Raw genomic sequence first — 17,608 nt, forward strand, 5'->3', positions numbered from 1 at the left:
ATTTTACTACTTAAAAATAATTGCACAATTATGGGAATGAATAAAAACACCATTTTAGGATGGGCAACTTTGATAATGGTACTTATGGGGTTGTTGCTTATAGCTCTTGGAATCTTTAGATATAGTGATGTTTCAGGATGGGGATTTGCTGCTGTTGGAGTTGGATTTTTTGCTAATGCTTGGGTATTCAATGCTTTGAAAGGCAGAGTTTAGAATTTTGAGATTTAAAAAAAAGTAAATAATTATAATAAAAAAATAAAAAATGTCAGACGATAAGAAAGTAATTTTCTCAATGCAGAAATTGAGCAAAACCTATCAGGGAGCAGACAAACCGGTTCTTAAGAATATTTATCTTAGTTTCTTTTATGGTGCTAAGATTGGTATTTTGGGACTTAATGGTTCTGGAAAATCTTCTCTTTTAAAGATTATTGCTGGAGTTGACAAAAACTACCAAGGAGATGTAGTTTTTCAACCTGGATATACAGTAGGATATTTAGAGCAAGAACCAATTCTTGATGATTCTAAGACAGTTATCGAAATTGTACGTGAAGGAGCTGCAGAAACAATGGCAGTTTTAGAGGAGTACAACCAAATCAATGACTTATTTGGTCTTCCAGAATACTACGAAGATCAGGATAAAATGGATAAATTGATGGACCGTCAAGCGGCATTACAAGACAAAATTGATGCTCTTGGTGCTTGGGAAATCGATACCAAATTAGAAATCGCAATGGATGCGTTGCGTACTCCAGAAGGAGATACACCAATCAAAAACCTTTCAGGAGGAGAGCGTCGTCGTGTAGCTTTATGCCGTTTGTTATTGCAACAGCCAGATGTATTGTTATTAGATGAGCCAACCAACCACCTTGATGCTGAGTCAGTTCTGTGGTTGGAGCAGCATTTAGCGCAATATTCAGGAACTGTAATTGCTGTAACGCACGACCGTTATTTCTTGGATAATGTTGCCGGATGGATTCTAGAGTTAGATAGAGGAGAAGGTATTCCATGGAAAGGAAATTATTCTTCTTGGTTGGATCAAAAATCAAACCGTATGGCTCAAGAAGAAAAAGTGGCTTCTAAACGTAGAAAAACTTTAGAACGTGAGTTGGAGTGGGTTCGTCAAGGAGCTAAAGGTCGTCAGACTAAACAAAAAGCACGTTTACAGAATTACGACAAATTATTAAATGAAGATCAAAAACAACTAGATGAAAATCTAGAAATTTATATCCCGAACGGTCCACGTTTAGGTACAAATGTTATTGAAGCTAAAAACGTTGCTAAAGCTTTTGGTGAAAAATTATTGTATGATAATTTGAACTTTACTTTGCCACAAGCTGGTATTGTTGGGATTATCGGACCAAACGGTGCTGGTAAATCGACTATTTTCAAAATGATTATGGGAGAACAAGCTACGGATAGTGGTGAATTTTCTGTTGGTGAAACTGTAAAAATTGCTTACGTAGATCAGTCGCACTCTAATATTGATCCAAACAAATCTATTTGGGAAAACTTTGCTGATGGTCAGGAATTGATTATGATGGGAGGAAAGCAAGTGAACTCAAGAGCTTATTTATCACGTTTTAACTTTGGTGGTGGCGAGCAAAACAAAAAAGTTTCAATGCTTTCTGGTGGAGAACGTAACCGTTTACACTTGGCAATGACTTTGAAAGAAGAAGGAAACGTACTTTTACTGGATGAGCCAACAAATGACCTTGACGTAAATACACTTCGAGCTCTTGAAGAAGGTTTAGAAAATTTTGCAGGTTGTGCTGTAATTATTTCTCACGACAGATGGTTCTTGGATAGAATTTGTACACACATTTTAGCTTTCGAAGGAGATTCTGAAGTTTATTTCTTCGAAGGAAGTTTCTCTGATTATGAAGAAAACAAAAAGAAACGTCTTGGTGGTGATTTAACTCCAAAACGTTTGAAATACAGAAAATTGATCAGATAGTTTCTGATAAATTTCAAATAAAAAATCCCAAATTCCAAATTTACCGGAGTTTGGGATTTTTATTTTGAATTGAATATGTTTTAGATAAAGTATGTTGTTAGTTTTGCTATTGGAACTTGGGATTTCAGAATTTTGGAATTTCTTAAAGAAACTTAGATTTCAACTCTGGAGTCGGAATCATACAGCTTTCTTTCTTGCCGTACCAATTGTATCTATTTTTTGCAACATAATCGTAAATTCTGTCGCTAATAAAAATGGGAACAATTCTAAAAATTGAAATGAGCTTCCATAAACCTCCAAAATTTTTAGCTATTTCAATTGCTGCCGAAGACTTATAAAAATACGCTGTTTTTGGATCGTACAAAATAATACTATCCATTTTAGAAAAACTGATTCCGAGATGTTTGCAAATGGAAATACCCAATTCTGATTGCAAGGCAACAAATCTAAAAATGTCTTTTTTGTCATGGTTTATAATGTATTGCACAGCAGAACTGCACAGATTGCAAACTCCGTCAAAAAGAACTATTTTTTTATTTTCTGGAAGGCTTTCCATTTTATTGTGTTTATTTCAAATTTTACATTTCACGTTTTGATATACATAAAAATGAACTTGGATTAATTAAATTAGTACTTATTAATTCTGCTTATTGAATTGTCGTTTTTAATAAATTTTATAAATCAAAAACGGCTTTAATAAATCCTTTAAGATGAATTTTAAAAAATAAAGCATCTATTTTATCGTATTTTATAAAAACGTTTCTTAAATCGTTTTATTTTGGTTTTGCAGTTTTTTAGCCGTTTTTAAAGACTGAAAACTGCGACCGAGACTGAAATTTTTACTTTTTGACCGCTTCAACCAATTCCAATTCATCTAAACTTACTTTCGAAGTAAAAATTCCGTAATTAACTGTTGCTTTATTTTTTTCGATTAAATCAATACTTCCAACAGATCTTCCGTCAAGCATTCTTACTCTATCACCAACTTTCAAAATTGGTTTTGGTTTTTCAATAACGGGTTTAAGTTTCTTCTCTTTTTTCTCTTTTCGAATTTCCTCAACTTTAACCTGTACTTCAGCAATAATTTCTTTTTGTTTTTCAACTTTTGCTTTTACTTCTTTCGGAGTTGCTTTTTTACGTTTAGAATTTTCAATCTCAACAATTTTCAAAAATTCACCGATCAGTTCTTTTTTGTTTTTGTTATTGAAATACTTCTCAGCAATATCATCAATTTTTTGTCCGATGTAAATTATCTTTTGATTGCTGTCATATAATTCCTGATAGCTTTCCAATTTTTGTTGGATTCTCGTATTGATGTTTTCCATCTTTTTGCTTTCTTCTCGAGCACGAGTTTCTTCTTCTTTCAGATTCAAAGAAGTTTTTTCCAACTTCGAACGCTCTTTCTGTAGAGTAGCAATTGTTTTATCAAAACGAACTTTTCCGACTTCAATTTTCTTTTTTGCACGATTAATCAATCCAAACGGAATTCCATTTTTTTGAGCAACTTCAAATGTAAACGAACTTCCTGCCTGACCCAAAGCTAATTTGTACATTGGTTCAAGAGATTTTTCGTCAAACATCATATTGGCATTTGTAGCATATGGTAGCTCGTTTGCCAAAATTTTTAAATTGGAATAATGTGTTGTGATAATTCCGAACGCTTCACGATGATAAAATTCTTCCAGGAAAATTTCAGCCAGAGCACCACCCAATTCAGGATCAGAACCTGTACCAAATTCATCAATTAAAAACATGGTTTTGCTATTACATTTCTTTAAAAAGTAATTCATGTTTTTTAATCGGTAGCTATAAGTACTTAGGTGATTTTCAATAGATTGATTGTCTCCGATATCGGTTAAAATTCTATCAAATAAGAAAGTTTCGCTTCTTTCGTGAACCGGAATCAAGATTCCAGATTGGAGCATTAATTGCAATAAACCAACTGTTTTTAAGGAAATGGTTTTTCCTCCAGCATTTGGTCCCGAAATTACAATAATTCTATTTTCTTGTTTTAACTCAATGGTCTGCGGATGCGTAACTTCTTTTTTCTGCTTATTGTTAAGATATAAAATTGGATGATACGCTTCTCTAAAGAATAATCTTCTTTCTTCTGTAATTGTTGGTAAGATTCCGTTTATTCGATTTGCATATTTTGCCTTTCCTGCAACTACATCAATGTCGCTCAAAAAGTCTTGATATTCAATTAATAAAGAAAGATACGGACGAATTACATTTGATAGATTTTTTAAAATTCTTGTAATTTCTTCTTTCTCTTCGTATTCTAAGTTTGCTAATTCGCGAGAATATTTCAAAGTAGCTTCAGGTTCGATATAAGCAATGCTTCCAGTTTTGGAACTCCCTAAAATTGAACCTTTTACTTTACGACGATACATAGCTAAAACCGCTAAAACTCTACGGTTTTGTACAAAACTTTCTTTAATATCGTCTAGATAACCCAAGCCGTTGTACTGCGTTAAAGCGACACCAAAACTTTGATTCACTTTTCCGCGAACTAAGTTCATGTTTTGTCTAATCCCAGCCAAAGCAGGAGAAGCATTGTCTTTTATTTCGCCATATTTATCTACAATTGCATCAATTGCAGTAATAATGTCTTTGGTTAATTCTACTCTTGAGGCTCTAGCATTTAAATTGGGATAATAGTCATCGAATTTTTTCAAGAAATTCAGTAAGACATTTGTTGTTGCGGAAAGATTTGCGATTTTTCTAAAACTTCCTACTTCAAGAAAGCTATCCTCAATTGCTAAGAATTTAATTTCGTGCGTGATAGCGTCAAATCCGTGATTTGGAATTGCGTTATTATTTTGAAAAGAAGATACGTACTCTGATGTTTGCATCAGCGATTGCATTAATTCTTCTTTGTCTCTAAATGGTTTTATTTGTAAAGCCTTTTCTTTTCCAATATCGGTGTTGCAACCATCTGAGATGGTTTCCAAAACAGTTGGAAATTGTAAGTCTTGTAATGTTTTTTCTGTAATACTGATCATTTAATTTCTTTATGAAAGTAGAGGCAAAAGTACGAAAACAATAATGAATTATGAGTTTTTTTCTTTATTGTCATTTTAATTTTTGACTTTCTATTTTTGATATTTTTCTTTTTAGTAAATATGATTTTAAGTAATTATTTCTGAAATTCGCATAAAAAAAATTATGGACGTAAAAATGCATTCTTCTTGGAAACCAGTTTTGAATGAAGAATTCGAAAAACCATATTTCAACGATTTAATCGAATTTGTAAAATCTGAATACGCAACAAAAGTTTGTTATCCAAAAGGAAATCAGATTTTTTCAGCTTTTGATCATTGTCATTTTGATGAAGTAAAAGTGGTTATTATTGGACAAGATCCTTATCATGGACCAAATCAAGCCAATGGATTGTGTTTTTCTGTAAATGACGGAATTCCTTTTCCGCCATCACTTCAAAATATATTCAAAGAAATTCAAGATGATTTCAATATACCAATGCCTAACACAGGTAATTTGGAACGCTGGGCAGATCAAGGTGTTTTTCTGTTAAATGCAACTTTAACGGTAAGGCAATCTGAAGCAGGAAGTCATCAGGGAAAAGGATGGGAAAAATTTACAGATGCAGTTATTAAGCAAATTTCTGCTGAAAAAGAAAATGTTGTTTTCTTGCTTTGGGGAGGTTTCGCTCAAAAGAAAGCTGCTTTGATTGATGCTTCAAAACATCATATTTTAAAATCGGGACATCCTTCGCCATTAAGTGCAAATAGGGGATTTTGGTTCGGAAACAAACATTTCAGTAAGACAAATGCTTTTCTGAAATCAAAAGGATTGAAAGAGATTGAATGGTGATTTTTTTAAAGTAACAAAGTAACAAAGTTTCAGAGTGACAAAGGGGCAAAGGTGAAAACTTTGTGTCTTTGTGACTTTGCGAGAAATACTTTTATAAAAAAAAATCTTTTGAATCTGCGAGAAACAAAAGATTTGATTTTATGTTATTTTTTTACGATTTCTTCTAAAACAGCTTTGTTTTCGTAATTCACGACTTTTAGAATAATCTCTTGATTTTTTACTGTTTTTCCTTCAATGATATAAAGTTTTCCTTTATTGAACGGAACGTTGCTTTGATCAAAATCTACATCTCCATAAGTTAATGTATTTTTGACATCTGCAGTGTCAACCCATTTTTCACTTAAAGTCTGAACGGCTTTTGGGGAATATTGAAAAGGTTTTGTTCTAAGATTATTTAACACTCGAGCATTTGGGAAATAATTACAACGAGTATCTTTTCCAATAAAAAATCCTGATACGATAAAACATCCCATTACGAGACCAATCAGATAATATGCAAAACGGTATGCGAACTTCATGAAATAATTTTTTTGCAAAGGTACACTAAAGTTCCTTTAGAATACAAGTAAATTAATATCGTTATCAGGTAAATCAAACCAATCGCCAATTGCTTTATTGGTTAAAATTCCATGATACAGATAAATTCCGTTTTTAAGACCTTTGTTGCAACGAATTGCACTTTCGATACCACCATCTTCAGCTATCTGATGCAGATAAGGGGTTAGGATATTACTTATTGATAATGAGGCCGTTTTGGAATAACGTGAAGGTATATTAGGTACACAATAATGTAAAACGTTACTTTTTATAAATGTAGGTTTTTCGTGAGTTGTAACTTCTGAGGTTTCAAAGCAACCGCCAGTATCGATGCTGACATCAACAATTACAGCTCCTTTTTTCATGTGTTCAACCATTGTTTCATTCACCACAATCGGACATCTTTCTTTTCCGCGCATGGCGCCAATAGCTACATCACAACGTCTTAAGGCTTTTAATAAGCCTTTTTGCTGAATAGTCGAAGTGAAAATTCTTTGATTTAAATTGTTTTGAAGACGACGTAGTTTTGTAATAGAATTATCAAAAACTTTTACGTTTGCACCAAGTCCAATAGCAGTTTTTGCGGCAAATTCGCCAACTGTTCCTGCTCCTAAAATAACAACTTCAGTAGGAGGAACGCCTGTAATGTTTCCAAACAAAAGGCCTTTTCCAAATTCGTTAGTAATCATTAGCTCAGCTGCAATAAGGATTGAAGCTGTTCCTGCAATTTCGCTTAAAGATTTTACTGCAGGATAAGAGCCATCTTCATCTTTAATATATTCAAAAGCTAAAGCTGTAATCTTTTTTTGCGCTAGCGCTTCGAAGTATTCTTTCTTTTTAGTTTTAAGCTGAATAGCAGAAATGATAACTGTTTCAGGATTAATCATTTCAATTTCTGCTAAAGTTGGCGGTTCTACCTTTAATAGAAAAGGACAGCCAAAAACTCTTTTAGTGTCTTTTGTGATTTCTGCACCAGCATCTGCATATTCTTTATCTGTATAACTCGAACTTTCTCCCGCTCCAGATTCGATCATAACGCGATGACCTTCATAAGTTAAGGAAGTGACTGCATCTGGCGTAAGGCAGATACGGCGTTCCTGATAACTTGTCTCTTTAGGAATTCCTATAAAAAGTTCTCTTTTAAAACGACCTACCTCAAGTTTTTCTTCTTGCGGTATTAATTGTTGTTTTGTAAATGGAGTTAATGTGATTGACATGGATAATGCAAAAAATTAAAGGTACAAATTACGTAAAAAGTTTTAAAATTAGTGTAAAAATTGTGCTAATAGTAAGGATCAATATTAAGCTAATTTTAATTCCCTTTTTCCATCTGCTAATAACTCAATTGTTATTGTTGAAGTGTCTTCAGGAAGGAGACTCGCAATTTTTTCAGACCATTCAATAAAACACCAATTTCCAGAGTATAAATAATCATCAACTCCCATATCTAGCGCTTCGGTTTCTTTGTTTAATCTGTAGAAATCAAAATGATAAACGGTTTGGTTATTAGAAGTTTGATATTCATTTACAAGAGAAAAAGTAGGACTGCTTGTGGCGTCTTTAACACCTAAACTTTTGCATAACTGTTTGATTAAAGTTGTTTTTCCAACTCCCATTTCGCCATTAAAAAGAATGATTTTTTTAGGATTTGAAGCGATAATCTGCTCTGCAACTTCTTGAATTTGATCTAATGAAAAAACGATGTTCATTGTATGTGTTGATTTTTGCCACGAATTTCACGAATTTTCACGAATTAATTCTTTCTTTTCAATTAAAATTAGTGTCAATTTGTGAAATTCGTGGCGATAAACTTTTATTTCGGATTAAATACCAAGAACGGAATAATCATTTCTTCTAAAGAAATTCCGCCATGCTGATACGTGTTTTTGTAATAACTCACATAATGATTATAGTTGTTAACGTATGCCAAAAAGAAATCATTTTTGGCAAAAATAAAAGAACTACTCATGTTTATGGCAGGTAAACCAATGGTTTTAGGTTCTTTTACAACATAAACATCTTTTTGTTCGTAGGTTAAACTACGTCCTGTTTTATAACGCAAATTTAGACTTGTATTTTTATCTCCCACAACTTTCGACGGATTTTTTACATTAATTGTTCCGTGATCTGTGGTTAAAATTAATTTGAAGCCTAAAAGCTGTGCCTGCTGAATAATTTCAAGTAATGGAGAATTTTTAAACCAGCTTAGAGTTAAAGAACGATATGCTTTGTCGTCTGATGCTAATTCTTTTACTACTTCCATTTCGGTTTTAGCGTGCGAAAGCATATCCACAAAATTGTAAACCACCGTTACTAAATCATTTCCTTTTAAAGCTTTAAAGTTTTCTGCTAACTTTTTTCCGCCAGCATAATTGGTGATTTTAAAATAATCTTCTTTAATGTTTAAACCCAAACGTTTTAATTGAGCCGATAAAAATTCTGCTTCGTAAAGGTTTTTTCCACCATCTTCAACATCATTTTTCCAATATTCAGGAAACTGTTTTTCCATTTCTAAAGGCATTAAACCTGAGAAAATTGAATTTCGCGCATATTGCGTAGCTGTTGGAAGAATAGAGTAGTATGGTACTTCTTTTTCTAATTTGTAATAATTTGAAATGACAGATTCGAAAGATTTCCATTGATCGTATCTTAGATTGTCTATTACCACAAATAGAATCGGCTTGTCTTTCTTTTTAAGTTCAGGAACAACAAGTTCTTTAAATAAGGTGTTGGACTGTATCGGTTTATCTGCTTTTGGAGCAAACCAATCTTCATAGTTTCGTTCAATGAATTTTCCGAATTGCGAATTGGCTTCTACTTTTTGAGATTCTAAAATTTCGATCATCGCTGTATCGTTGATGTCTTCTAGTTTTAATTCCCAAAAAAGCAATTTTTTATACAATTCAATCCAGTCTTCATAAGAATTAACCATTGCCAACTCCATTGAAATTTTTCTGAATTCCTTCTGATAGTCTAAAGTTGTTTTTTCTGTAATTAATCTCGAATCATCCAAATTTTTCTTCAAACTCAATAGAATCTGATTCGGATTTACTGGTTTAATCAAATAATCAGCAATTTTAGAACCAATGGCTTCTTCCATTATATATTCTTCCTCACTCTTGGTGATCATAATCATCGGAATGGCTGATTTTTTTTCTTTCATTTCAGAAAGCGTTTCCAATCCGCTCATTCCAGGCATGTTTTCGTCTAGAAAAACAATATCAAAATTATCTTCTTCAAACAAGGCAATCGCGTCTAATCCGTTATTGCAAGTAGTAACTTCGTAATTCTTTTTTTCGAGAAATAATATGTGAGGCTTTAAAAGATCGATTTCATCGTCGACCCAAAGTATTTTTATCTTATCCATAAATCAATTTAATTTTACTGCAATTTAAAGTTATAGAACTTAAAAAGTATTAAAAATAGTATAAAATTACCAAAGTTGAAGCATGATTTTATTTTGAATTTTAACATTTTTAAATGTATTTTATTGATAATCATGGTAATTTAAAGTGTGATTTTTAAATAAAAAACACCAAACTCTTTATACTTATTTACTTATATTTGTTGACCAAAAAAATAACTGGACTGTGACTCAGATCAATAAATTAAAAATATTCAACGACCCTATATATGGTTTCATTACGATTCCGAACGAACTAGTTTACGACTTAATTCAACACCCTTACTTTCAGCGTCTGCGTCGTATTTCTCAGATGGGATTATCGTATTTGGTGTATCCGGGAGCAAATCATACTCGTTTTCATCACGCATTAGGATGTATGCATTTGATGAAGAAAGCAATTGATACGCTTCGTTTTAAGGATGTTGTGATTTCTGAAGAAGAAGAAAATGCGCTTTTAATAGCAATTTTGCTTCACGATATTGGGCACGGGCCATTTTCACATGCTATGGAAAAAAGTATTGTAGAAGATGTGCATCACGAAGCTATTTCGTTATTGTTTATGAATCAGTTGAATGAGGAGTTTGATGGAAGATTAAGTTTGGCAATTCAGGTTTTTAAGGGAGAATATCATAGGAAATTCATGTTGCAATTGATTTCAAGTCAGTTGGATATGGATCGAATGGATTACTTAAAGCGAGATAGTTTTTATACAGGTGTAGCTGAAGGAAATGTAAATTCTGAACGATTGATTCAGATGATGAATGTTGAAAACGATGTTTTGGTAATTGAAGAAAAAGGAATTTATTCCGTCGAGAAATTCTTACTTTCTAGAAGATTAATGTATTGGCAAGCTTATTTGCACAAAACCAGTTTAGTAGCCGAATTAATTTTAATGAAGGTGCTGAAAAGAGCAAAAGAACTGACTTTGAAAGGAGTTAAATTGCCTTGCAGTGAGCCTTTGATGTATTTCATGCAAAATAAAATTACACTAGAAGATTTTGATGCTGAGAAATTGGATTTGTTTTCGCAATTAGATGATTTTGATATTATTAGTGCGCTGAAAGCTTGGCAGAGACATAATGATTTTATACTTTCTACTTTAAGCAAAATGATAATTAACAGGGATTTGTTGAAAATTAAGCTTAGTGCAGAAAAAATTCCGATGGAAGAATCTCAGTCTTTAAAAGAAGAGTTTGCAGAAGCACATCAAATTTCGGCAGTAGATGCTGGATATTTTATTTTTAGAGGGAAAATAAAAAACCAAGCATACAGTAAAGAAGCAGAACCTATTCGTATTTTGAAAAAAGATAAAACAATTGAAGATGTTGTTGAAGCTTCTGACCAGCTGAATTTGAAATCGTTATCTAAATTGGTGACAAAATATTATATCTGTTTTCCAAAACAACTTATATAAAATTAACATTTAAAACCTATTTTTTATATTTTTGTCGCGATGAAATTTACAGCAGAACAAATAGCAGGAATTTTAGAAGGAGAAGTTGTTGGGAATCCCAATGCAGAAGTTTCTAAGCTTTCTAAAATCGAAGAAGGAGACGAAGGATCGCTTACTTTTTTGGCTAACCCAAAGTATAACAATTACATATACACTACAAAAGCGACGGTAACAATTGTTAATAATAGCTTTATTCCGGAACAGGAAATTACAACTACACTAATTAAAGTGGAAGATGCTTATGCGGCATTTTCTAAACTTTTACATTTTTATAATCAGGTAAAATTAAACAAAACAGGAATCGAACCACAGTCATTTATGTCTGAGGGAACCAAATATGGAGAAAATCTGTATTTAGGAAGTTTTGGTTATATTGGACAAAATGTAGTTTTAGGTGATAATGTGAAAATATATCCAAATAGTTTTATTGGTGACAATGTTACTATTGGTGACAACGTATTCATTTTTGCTGGTGCAAAAATCTATTCGGAAACTGTAATTGGAAACAATTGCACGATTCATTCTGGCGTTATAATTGGTGCTGATGGTTTTGGTTTTGCTCCAAATGAAAACGGTGAATACAGTAAAGTGCCTCAAATTGGAAACGTTATTATTGAAGATAATGTAGATATTGGCGCTAACACGACAATAGACAGAGCAACTCTAGGTTCTACAATAATTAGAAAAGGAGTTAAGTTAGACAATCAGATTATGATTGCTCACAATGTAGAAATTGGAAAAAATACCGTGATAGCCGCTCAAAGTGGTGTTGCTGGTTCTACAAAAATTGGAGAGAATTGTATGATTGGAGGGCAGGTAGGTATTGCAGGTCATTTAACAATAGGAAATAATGTAAGGCTTCAAGCACAATCGGGTGTAGCCAGAAACATTAAAGATGATGAAGTTCTACAAGGAACTCCGTCTCTTGGATATACAGATTTTAATAAATCGTACGTTCATTTTAAGAATCTGCCTAAAATTGTGGCTGAAGTTGAAGAATTAAAGAAACAAATAATAAACCCAAAAAATGGAAATAATGGTTAAACAGAAGACCATCAAAAATGAAATTTCGCTAACAGGAGTTGGTTTACACACTGGAAAAGAAGTTACAATGACTTTTAAACCTGCACCCGTTAATAATGGTTTCACTTTTGTAAGAGTAGATTTGCAAGGTCAACCAGTAATTGAAGCTGATGCTAATTATGTTGTTAATACTCAAAGAGGAACAAATCTTGAGAAACTTGGTGTAAAAATTCAAACACCAGAACATGTTTTGGCTGCAGTGGTTGGCTGTGATTTGGATAATATTATTATTGAATTGAATGCCTCTGAACTTCCAATTATGGATGGTTCATCAAAATATTTTGTTGAAGCTATTGAAAAAGCTGGAATCGAAGAACAAGACGCACAACGTAATGTTTACGTAGTAAAAGAAGTTATCTCTTTTACAGACGAAGCAACAGGAAGCGAAATTCTTGTTATGCCAAGCGACGAATATCAGGTTACTACTATGGTAGATTTTGGTACGAAAGTTTTAGGTACTCAAAATGCTACTCTTAAAAGTTTAACAGATTTTAAATCTGAAATTGCAAGCTCTAGAACTTTTAGCTTCTTGCACGAATTAGAGTCTTTGTTAGAGCACGGACTTATTAAAGGTGGAGATTTAAACAATGCAATTGTATACGTAGATAAAGAAATCTCTGAGTCTACAATGGAGAATTTAAAGAAAGCATTTGGTAAAGAAGAGATTTCTGTTAAACCAAATGGCGTTTTAGATAATTTGACTTTACACTATCCAAACGAAGCAGCAAGACATAAACTTCTTGATGTAATTGGAGATTTGTCTCTTATTGGAGTTCGTATTCAAGGAAAAATTATTGCTAATAAACCAGGACATTTTGTAAACACTCAATTTGCAAAGAAATTAGCAAAAATTATCAAAATAGAGCAGAGAAATCATGTTCCTACTTATGATTTGCATCAAGAACCATTGATGGATATTCATAAAATCATGTCTATGCTACCTCACAGACCACCATTCTTGTTGATCGACAGAATTATTGAAATGTCTGATCGTCACGTAGTAGGATTGAAAAATGTTACTATGAATGAGAATTTCTTCGTTGGTCACTTCCCAGAAGCTCCAGTTATGCCAGGTGTATTAATTGTAGAAGCAATGGCACAAACAGGTGGGATTTTAGTATTAAGCACTGTTCCAGATCCTGAAAATTACTTAACATATTTCATGAAAATTGACAATGTTAAATTTAAGCATAAAGTGTTGCCAGGCGATACTTTAATTTTTAAATGTGAGTTAATTTCTCCTATCAGAAGAGGAATTTGCCATATGCAGGCTAACGCTTACGCAAATGGTAAATTAGTTACTGAGGCAGAATTAATGGCACAAATAGCAAGAAAACAATAATAAATTATCAAATTTATTGTTTAGGTTTGTTGCTTCAAATTAGAATATTTTAATTAAAAATATAAAACATACAGATGAATCAACCATTAGCATATGTTCATCCAGGCGCGAAAATCGCTAAAAACGTTGTAATAGAGCCATTTACAACAATTCACAATAATGTTGTTATTGGTGATGGTACTTGGATTGGTTCAAACGTGACCATTATGGAAGGTGCTCGAATTGGAAAAAACTGTAACATTTTTCCAGGAGCTGTAATTTCTGCAGTGCCACAAGATTTAAAATTTGGAGGTGAAGATTCTCTTGCTATTATCGGTGATAATTGTACAATTAGAGAATGTGTAACTATAAATAGAGGAACAATTGCTTCTGGTCAGACTGTAATTGGTAATAATTGTTTAGTAATGGCTTATGCTCACATAGCGCACGATTGTGAGATCGGAAATAATGCAATTATTGTAAATGGTGTTGCATTAGCTGGACACGTAGTGGTTGGTAATCATGCTGTTATTGGAGGTTTAGCGGCAATTCACCAGTTTATCCATATTGGAGATCATGCCATGATTTCTGGTGGATCATTAGTTAGAAAAGACGTTCCTCCGTTTACAAAAGCGGCAAAAGAGCCGTTGTCTTATGTGGGAATCAATTCTGTTGGTTTAAGAAGAAGAGGTTTTACTACTGAAAAAATTAGAGAAATTCAGGAAATCTACAGAATTTTATACCAAAAGAATTACAATACCACTCAAGCTTTAAGTATTATTGAGGCTGAAATGGAAGCGACTCCAGAAAGAGATGAAATTCTAGATTTTATTAGAAATTCTTCTCGAGGAATTATGAAAGGTTACTCAGGGAACTATTAATTTTAGAGTTTAGATTTCTGATTTTAGATTTCTAAACGACAGATAATAAATAACAAAAAAAATGAAGATTGATTCTTTGTCTAGAATCTAAAATCTACATTCTAAAATCTAAAATAAAAAAACAAATGGCATCTACATCAGATATTAGAAACGGATTGTGCATTAAATTTAATCACGATATCTATAAAATCATTGAATTTCTTCACGTAAAACCTGGAAAAGGTCCAGCTTTCGTAAGAACAAAATTGAAAAGTTTAACTTCTGGTAAAGTATTAGACAATACTTTCTCAGCAGGTCACAAAATTGACGTTATTCGTGTTGAAACGCATACATTTCAATATTTATACCCAGAAGGTGATGAATTTCACTTTATGAATGCTGAAACGTTTGAGCAGATTTCTTTAAACAAAAACATTTTGGATGCTCCAGATTTGTTGAAAGAAGGAACAAACGTTATGGTGCAAATTAACACAGAAACAGATTTGCCATTATCAGTAGATATGCCTGCATCTGTAATTCTTGAAGTTACTTATGCTGAGCCAGGAGTAAAAGGAAATACTGCTACAAATGCTACAAAAAATGCTACGGTAGAAACTGGAGCAAACATAAATGTTCCTTTGTTTATTAACGAAGGCGATAAAATTAAAATTGATACAGCTTCAGGTTCTTACATGGAGCGTGTTAAAGAATAGTTACTTTAATTAAGATAATTTGACAATGAGTCAATTAGGTAATCTGTGAATCGACATAATTTTGTATATTCACATTCTAATTGACTCATTTTCTAATTTACAAGTTTTCTAATTATACTATATGAAATTTCCAAAGAGTCATTCTTTACAAGAAATTGCCAATTTGCTTAACTGCAAATTTATTGGAGACAAAGACTTTCAAGTTTTAGGCATGAACGAGATACACGTTGTAGAGCCTGGAGATATTGTTTTTGTGGACCATCCAAAATACTATGATAAAGCTTTACAATCGGCTGCGACCATTGTTTTGATAAACAAAGAAGTAGAATGCCCAGAAGGTAAAGCGCTTTTAATCTCAGACGACCCTTTTAGAGATTTTAATATTCTTACCAGACATTTTAAGCCCTTTCAGTTTGCTAATGTTGCTATTGCAGCATCTGCAGAAATAGGAGAGGGAACTATAATTCAACCAAATTCATTTGTTGGTAACCATGTGAAAATTGGTAAAAACTGTCTAATACATTCTAATGTTTCTATTTACGATCATACTGTAATTGGAGATAATGTAATCATACATGCGGGAACTATTTTAGGAGCCGATGCTTTTTACTATAAGAAACGTCCAGAAGGCTTTGATCAGTTAATTTCTGGCGGAAGAGTTGTTATCGAAGATAATGTTGGTATTGGAGCTCTGTGTACAATCGATAAAGGTGTTACTGGAGATACAACAATTGGAGCTGGTTCAAAACTAGACAATCAAGTGCATGTTGGACATGATACCGTAATTGGTAAGAAATGTTTAATTGCTTCACAGACTGGTATTGCAGGCTGTGTGATTATTGAAGATGAAGTAACCTTATGGGGACAAGTAGGAACGACTAGCGGTATTACAATTGGTGCGAAAGCTGTTGTAATGGGGCAGACAGGTGTAACTAAGTCAGTTGAAGGTGGAAAATCGTATTTTGGCACTCCAATTGAAGAGTCTAGAGAAAAATTGAAACAATTAGCCAATATTAAGAAGATTCCTGAAATTTTAAATAAATTGAAGTAATTATGTCTATTAAAGAATTTGTTCAGAAATTTTACAAGTCAGATGCCTTAATTGATAGCGAAATTTTAAAAACTTATCTGCATCCTGATGTTATTCTTGAATGGAACAGCAGTAAAGGTTTTATTCAAATGGATTATGATTCGATAGTTGAAATGGCCAATGAACTTAGCCGTGCCTATGTGCGCTCTAAAGTTAGAATTAGCCATATTATTACCGAAGATGATTTAGTATCAGTACGTTACTCTCATTTTGTAAAAACAATCGAGAATCCGAGAGAAGAAATGCTTTTAGCGCATTTTGCAACCATTTGGCAGATAAAAGATGATAAACTTTATAGAGGTTATCAAATGAGTCAATTTTCTTAATATTTTTTTGACAATAAAAGAGGCAAAATACATTACAAAACCTTATTTTTGCAACACAAATTTAAAAACTACATAAAATATATATCATGAGTGTTTTAGTTAATAAAGATTCCAAAATAATTGTTCAGGGATTTACAGGAAGCGAAGGTACTTTCCATGCTTCTCAAATGATTGAGTACGGTACTAATGTTGTTGGAGGTGTTACTCCAGGAAAAGGTGGTACTAGCCATTTAGATCGTCCAGTTTTTAATACGGTAAAAGATGCTGTTGATCAAGCTGGTGCTGATACTTCTATCATTTTTGTTCCGCCAGCTTTTGCTGCTGATGCAATTATGGAAGCTGCTGATGCTGGAATTAAAGTAATTATTGCTATTACAGAAGGAATTCCTGTAGCAGATATGATTAAAGCAAATAATTATGTTAAAGAAAGAAATTCAAGATTAATTGGTCCAAACTGTCCAGGTGTAATTACTCCAGGTGAAGCTAAAGTTGGTATTATGCCAGGTTTCGTTTTCAAAAAAGGAACAGTTGGTATCGTTTCTAAATCAGGAACTTTAACTTACGAAGCTGCTGACCAAGTTGTAAAACAAGGTTTAGGAATCACTACAGCAATTGGTATTGGTGGAGATCCAATTATTGGAACTACAACTAAAGAGGCTGTTGAATTATTAATGAACGATCCAGAAACTGAAGCTATCATCATGATTGGAGAGATCGGTGGTCAACTTGAAGCTGATGCTGCAAGATGGGTAAAAGCTGATGGTAACCGTAAACCAGTTATTGGATTTATCGCTGGAGAAACTGCTCCTGCTGGTAGAACAATGGGGCACGCAGGTGCAATCGTTGGAGGTTCTGATGATACAGCTGCAGCTAAAAAACAAATTATGAGAGACAACGGAATTCACGTTGTTGATTCACCAGCTGAAATTGGTAAAAAAGTAAAAGAAGTACTTGGATAATTTTCAAGTTTCAAAATAAAAAATTCCAAAAAAAAAGTCTCAATATCCTGTTGAGACTTTTTTACATTTTAA

The 17,608-nt window shown here is 32.9% G+C and carries 17 protein-coding genes; 11 read left to right on the forward strand and 6 right to left on the reverse strand.

The annotated features are described in order from the left end of the window. The first annotated feature begins 30 nt into the window (after positions 1-30). Both QLQ95_RS20560 and ettA read left to right on the forward strand, forming a co-directional pair. The gene (locus QLQ95_RS20560; RefSeq protein WP_095929263.1) at positions 31-213 is read left to right on the forward strand and encodes a CAL67264 family membrane protein; all 183 of its coding nucleotides are present in this window, start codon (positions 31-33) and stop codon (positions 211-213) included. 49 nt (positions 214-262) lie between these two features. Further along, a complete protein-coding gene (gene ettA / locus QLQ95_RS20565; RefSeq protein ID WP_095929264.1) occupies positions 263-1,954 on the forward strand; it encodes an energy-dependent translational throttle protein EttA in 1,692 nt (563 codons plus the stop codon). 142 nt (positions 1,955-2,096) lie between these two features. On the opposite strand, the gene QLQ95_RS20570 is transcribed toward ettA, so the two are convergent. Beyond that, positions 2,097-2,510 carry a thiol-disulfide oxidoreductase DCC family protein gene (locus QLQ95_RS20570; protein ID WP_095929265.1) on the reverse strand — a complete coding sequence of 138 codons (414 nt, stop codon included), beginning with the start codon at positions 2,508-2,510 and terminating at the stop codon, positions 2,097-2,099. A gap of 283 nt (positions 2,511-2,793) precedes the next feature. After that, the gene (locus QLQ95_RS20575) at positions 2,794-4,959 is read right to left on the reverse strand and encodes an endonuclease MutS2 (protein WP_095929266.1); all 2,166 of its coding nucleotides are present in this window, start codon (positions 4,957-4,959) and stop codon (positions 2,794-2,796) included. A 163-nt stretch (positions 4,960-5,122) separates the two neighbouring features. Here QLQ95_RS20575 and QLQ95_RS20580 point away from each other — a divergent pair, with 163 nt between their 5' ends. Next, entirely contained in the window at positions 5,123-5,788 is a 666-nt protein-coding gene (locus tag QLQ95_RS20580; RefSeq protein WP_095929267.1) for a uracil-DNA glycosylase, read from the forward strand. A gap of 143 nt (positions 5,789-5,931) precedes the next feature. Here QLQ95_RS20580 and QLQ95_RS20585 read toward each other — a convergent pair whose 3' ends face one another. The 4 genes from QLQ95_RS20585 to porX form a co-directional block, all read right to left on the reverse strand. Beyond that, positions 5,932-6,306, reverse strand: a complete 375-nt coding sequence (locus tag QLQ95_RS20585; RefSeq protein WP_095929268.1) for a DUF4258 domain-containing protein — start codon at positions 6,304-6,306, stop codon at positions 5,932-5,934. 36 nt (positions 6,307-6,342) lie between these two features. Beyond that, on the reverse strand, positions 6,343-7,542 hold the full coding sequence (locus QLQ95_RS20590; protein ID WP_095929269.1) for an alanine dehydrogenase: 1,200 nt from the start codon (positions 7,540-7,542) through the stop codon (positions 6,343-6,345). Between the two features lie 84 nt (positions 7,543-7,626). Further along, the gene (gene tsaE, locus QLQ95_RS20595; protein WP_095929270.1) at positions 7,627-8,034 is read right to left on the reverse strand and encodes a tRNA (adenosine(37)-N6)-threonylcarbamoyltransferase complex ATPase subunit type 1 TsaE; all 408 of its coding nucleotides are present in this window, start codon (positions 8,032-8,034) and stop codon (positions 7,627-7,629) included. 104 nt (positions 8,035-8,138) lie between these two features. After that, positions 8,139-9,692, reverse strand: a complete 1,554-nt coding sequence (porX, locus tag QLQ95_RS20600) for a T9SS response regulator signal transducer PorX (RefSeq protein WP_095929271.1) — start codon at positions 9,690-9,692, stop codon at positions 8,139-8,141. A 223-nt stretch (positions 9,693-9,915) separates the two neighbouring features. On the opposite strand from porX, the gene QLQ95_RS20605 reads away from it, so the two are divergent. The 8 genes from QLQ95_RS20605 (at position 9,916) to sucD (ending at position 17,536) form a co-directional block, all read left to right on the forward strand. Further along, positions 9,916-11,145: an HD domain-containing protein gene (locus QLQ95_RS20605; protein ID WP_095929272.1), complete on the forward strand. Its 1,230-nt coding sequence runs from the start codon at positions 9,916-9,918 to the stop codon at positions 11,143-11,145. Positions 11,146-11,184: 39 nt separating this feature from the next. Beyond that, the gene (lpxD, locus tag QLQ95_RS20610) at positions 11,185-12,228 is read left to right on the forward strand and encodes a UDP-3-O-(3-hydroxymyristoyl)glucosamine N-acyltransferase (RefSeq protein ID WP_482501465.1); all 1,044 of its coding nucleotides are present in this window, start codon (positions 11,185-11,187) and stop codon (positions 12,226-12,228) included. Further along, the gene (locus QLQ95_RS20615) at positions 12,221-13,609 is read left to right on the forward strand and encodes a bifunctional UDP-3-O-[3-hydroxymyristoyl] N-acetylglucosamine deacetylase/3-hydroxyacyl-ACP dehydratase (RefSeq protein ID WP_095929337.1); all 1,389 of its coding nucleotides are present in this window, start codon (positions 12,221-12,223) and stop codon (positions 13,607-13,609) included. The genes lpxD and QLQ95_RS20615 overlap by 8 nt, the downstream gene beginning before the upstream one ends. A gap of 74 nt (positions 13,610-13,683) precedes the next feature. Continuing rightward, positions 13,684-14,469: an acyl-ACP--UDP-N-acetylglucosamine O-acyltransferase gene (lpxA, locus tag QLQ95_RS20620; protein WP_091497682.1), complete on the forward strand. Its 786-nt coding sequence runs from the start codon at positions 13,684-13,686 to the stop codon at positions 14,467-14,469. 125 nt (positions 14,470-14,594) lie between these two features. Further along, positions 14,595-15,161: an elongation factor P gene (efp, locus tag QLQ95_RS20625; protein WP_095929274.1), complete on the forward strand. Its 567-nt coding sequence runs from the start codon at positions 14,595-14,597 to the stop codon at positions 15,159-15,161. A gap of 121 nt (positions 15,162-15,282) precedes the next feature. Further along, positions 15,283-16,212, forward strand: coding sequence for a UDP-3-O-(3-hydroxymyristoyl)glucosamine N-acyltransferase (locus QLQ95_RS20630; protein ID WP_095929275.1), 930 nt, complete (start codon positions 15,283-15,285; stop codon positions 16,210-16,212). A gap of 2 nt (positions 16,213-16,214) precedes the next feature. Continuing rightward, a complete protein-coding gene (locus QLQ95_RS20635) occupies positions 16,215-16,577 on the forward strand; it encodes a nuclear transport factor 2 family protein (RefSeq protein ID WP_095929276.1) in 363 nt (120 codons plus the stop codon). Positions 16,578-16,663: 86 nt separating this feature from the next. Beyond that, entirely contained in the window at positions 16,664-17,536 is an 873-nt protein-coding gene (sucD, locus tag QLQ95_RS20640) for a succinate--CoA ligase subunit alpha (RefSeq protein WP_057118027.1), read from the forward strand. Positions 17,537-17,608 lie beyond the last annotated feature (72 nt).

This window comes from Flavobacterium sp. B330r, from assembly GCF_056824325.1.

What these genes read in the sequence shown, in the direction of transcription:
- QLQ95_RS20560 (WP_095929263.1), top strand. Translation starts at nt 31, where the DNA reads ATGGGAATGAATAAAAACACCATTTTAGGATGGGCAACTTTGATAATG.
- ettA (WP_095929264.1), top strand. Translation starts at nt 263, where the DNA reads ATGTCAGACGATAAGAAAGTAATTTTCTCAATGCAGAAATTGAGCAAA.
- QLQ95_RS20570 (WP_095929265.1), bottom strand. Translation starts at nt 2,510, where the DNA reads ATGGAAAGCCTTCCAGAAAATAAAAAAATAGTTCTTTTTGACGGAGTT.
- QLQ95_RS20575 (WP_095929266.1), bottom strand. Translation starts at nt 4,959, where the DNA reads ATGATCAGTATTACAGAAAAAACATTACAAGACTTACAATTTCCAACT.
- QLQ95_RS20580 (WP_095929267.1), top strand. Translation starts at nt 5,123, where the DNA reads ATGGACGTAAAAATGCATTCTTCTTGGAAACCAGTTTTGAATGAAGAA.
- QLQ95_RS20585 (WP_095929268.1), bottom strand. Translation starts at nt 6,306, where the DNA reads ATGAAGTTCGCATACCGTTTTGCATATTATCTGATTGGTCTCGTAATG.
- QLQ95_RS20590 (WP_095929269.1), bottom strand. Translation starts at nt 7,542, where the DNA reads ATGTCAATCACATTAACTCCATTTACAAAACAACAATTAATACCGCAA.
- tsaE (WP_095929270.1), bottom strand. Translation starts at nt 8,034, where the DNA reads ATGAACATCGTTTTTTCATTAGATCAAATTCAAGAAGTTGCAGAGCAG.
- porX (WP_095929271.1), bottom strand. Translation starts at nt 9,692, where the DNA reads ATGGATAAGATAAAAATACTTTGGGTCGACGATGAAATCGATCTTTTA.
- lpxD (WP_482501465.1), top strand. Translation starts at nt 11,185, where the DNA reads ATGAAATTTACAGCAGAACAAATAGCAGGAATTTTAGAAGGAGAAGTT.
- QLQ95_RS20615 (WP_095929337.1), top strand. Translation starts at nt 12,221, where the DNA reads ATGGTTAAACAGAAGACCATCAAAAATGAAATTTCGCTAACAGGAGTT.
- lpxA (WP_091497682.1), top strand. Translation starts at nt 13,684, where the DNA reads ATGAATCAACCATTAGCATATGTTCATCCAGGCGCGAAAATCGCTAAA.
- efp (WP_095929274.1), top strand. Translation starts at nt 14,595, where the DNA reads ATGGCATCTACATCAGATATTAGAAACGGATTGTGCATTAAATTTAAT.
- QLQ95_RS20630 (WP_095929275.1), top strand. Translation starts at nt 15,283, where the DNA reads ATGAAATTTCCAAAGAGTCATTCTTTACAAGAAATTGCCAATTTGCTT.
- QLQ95_RS20635 (WP_095929276.1), top strand. Translation starts at nt 16,215, where the DNA reads ATGTCTATTAAAGAATTTGTTCAGAAATTTTACAAGTCAGATGCCTTA.
- sucD (WP_057118027.1), top strand. Translation starts at nt 16,664, where the DNA reads ATGAGTGTTTTAGTTAATAAAGATTCCAAAATAATTGTTCAGGGATTT.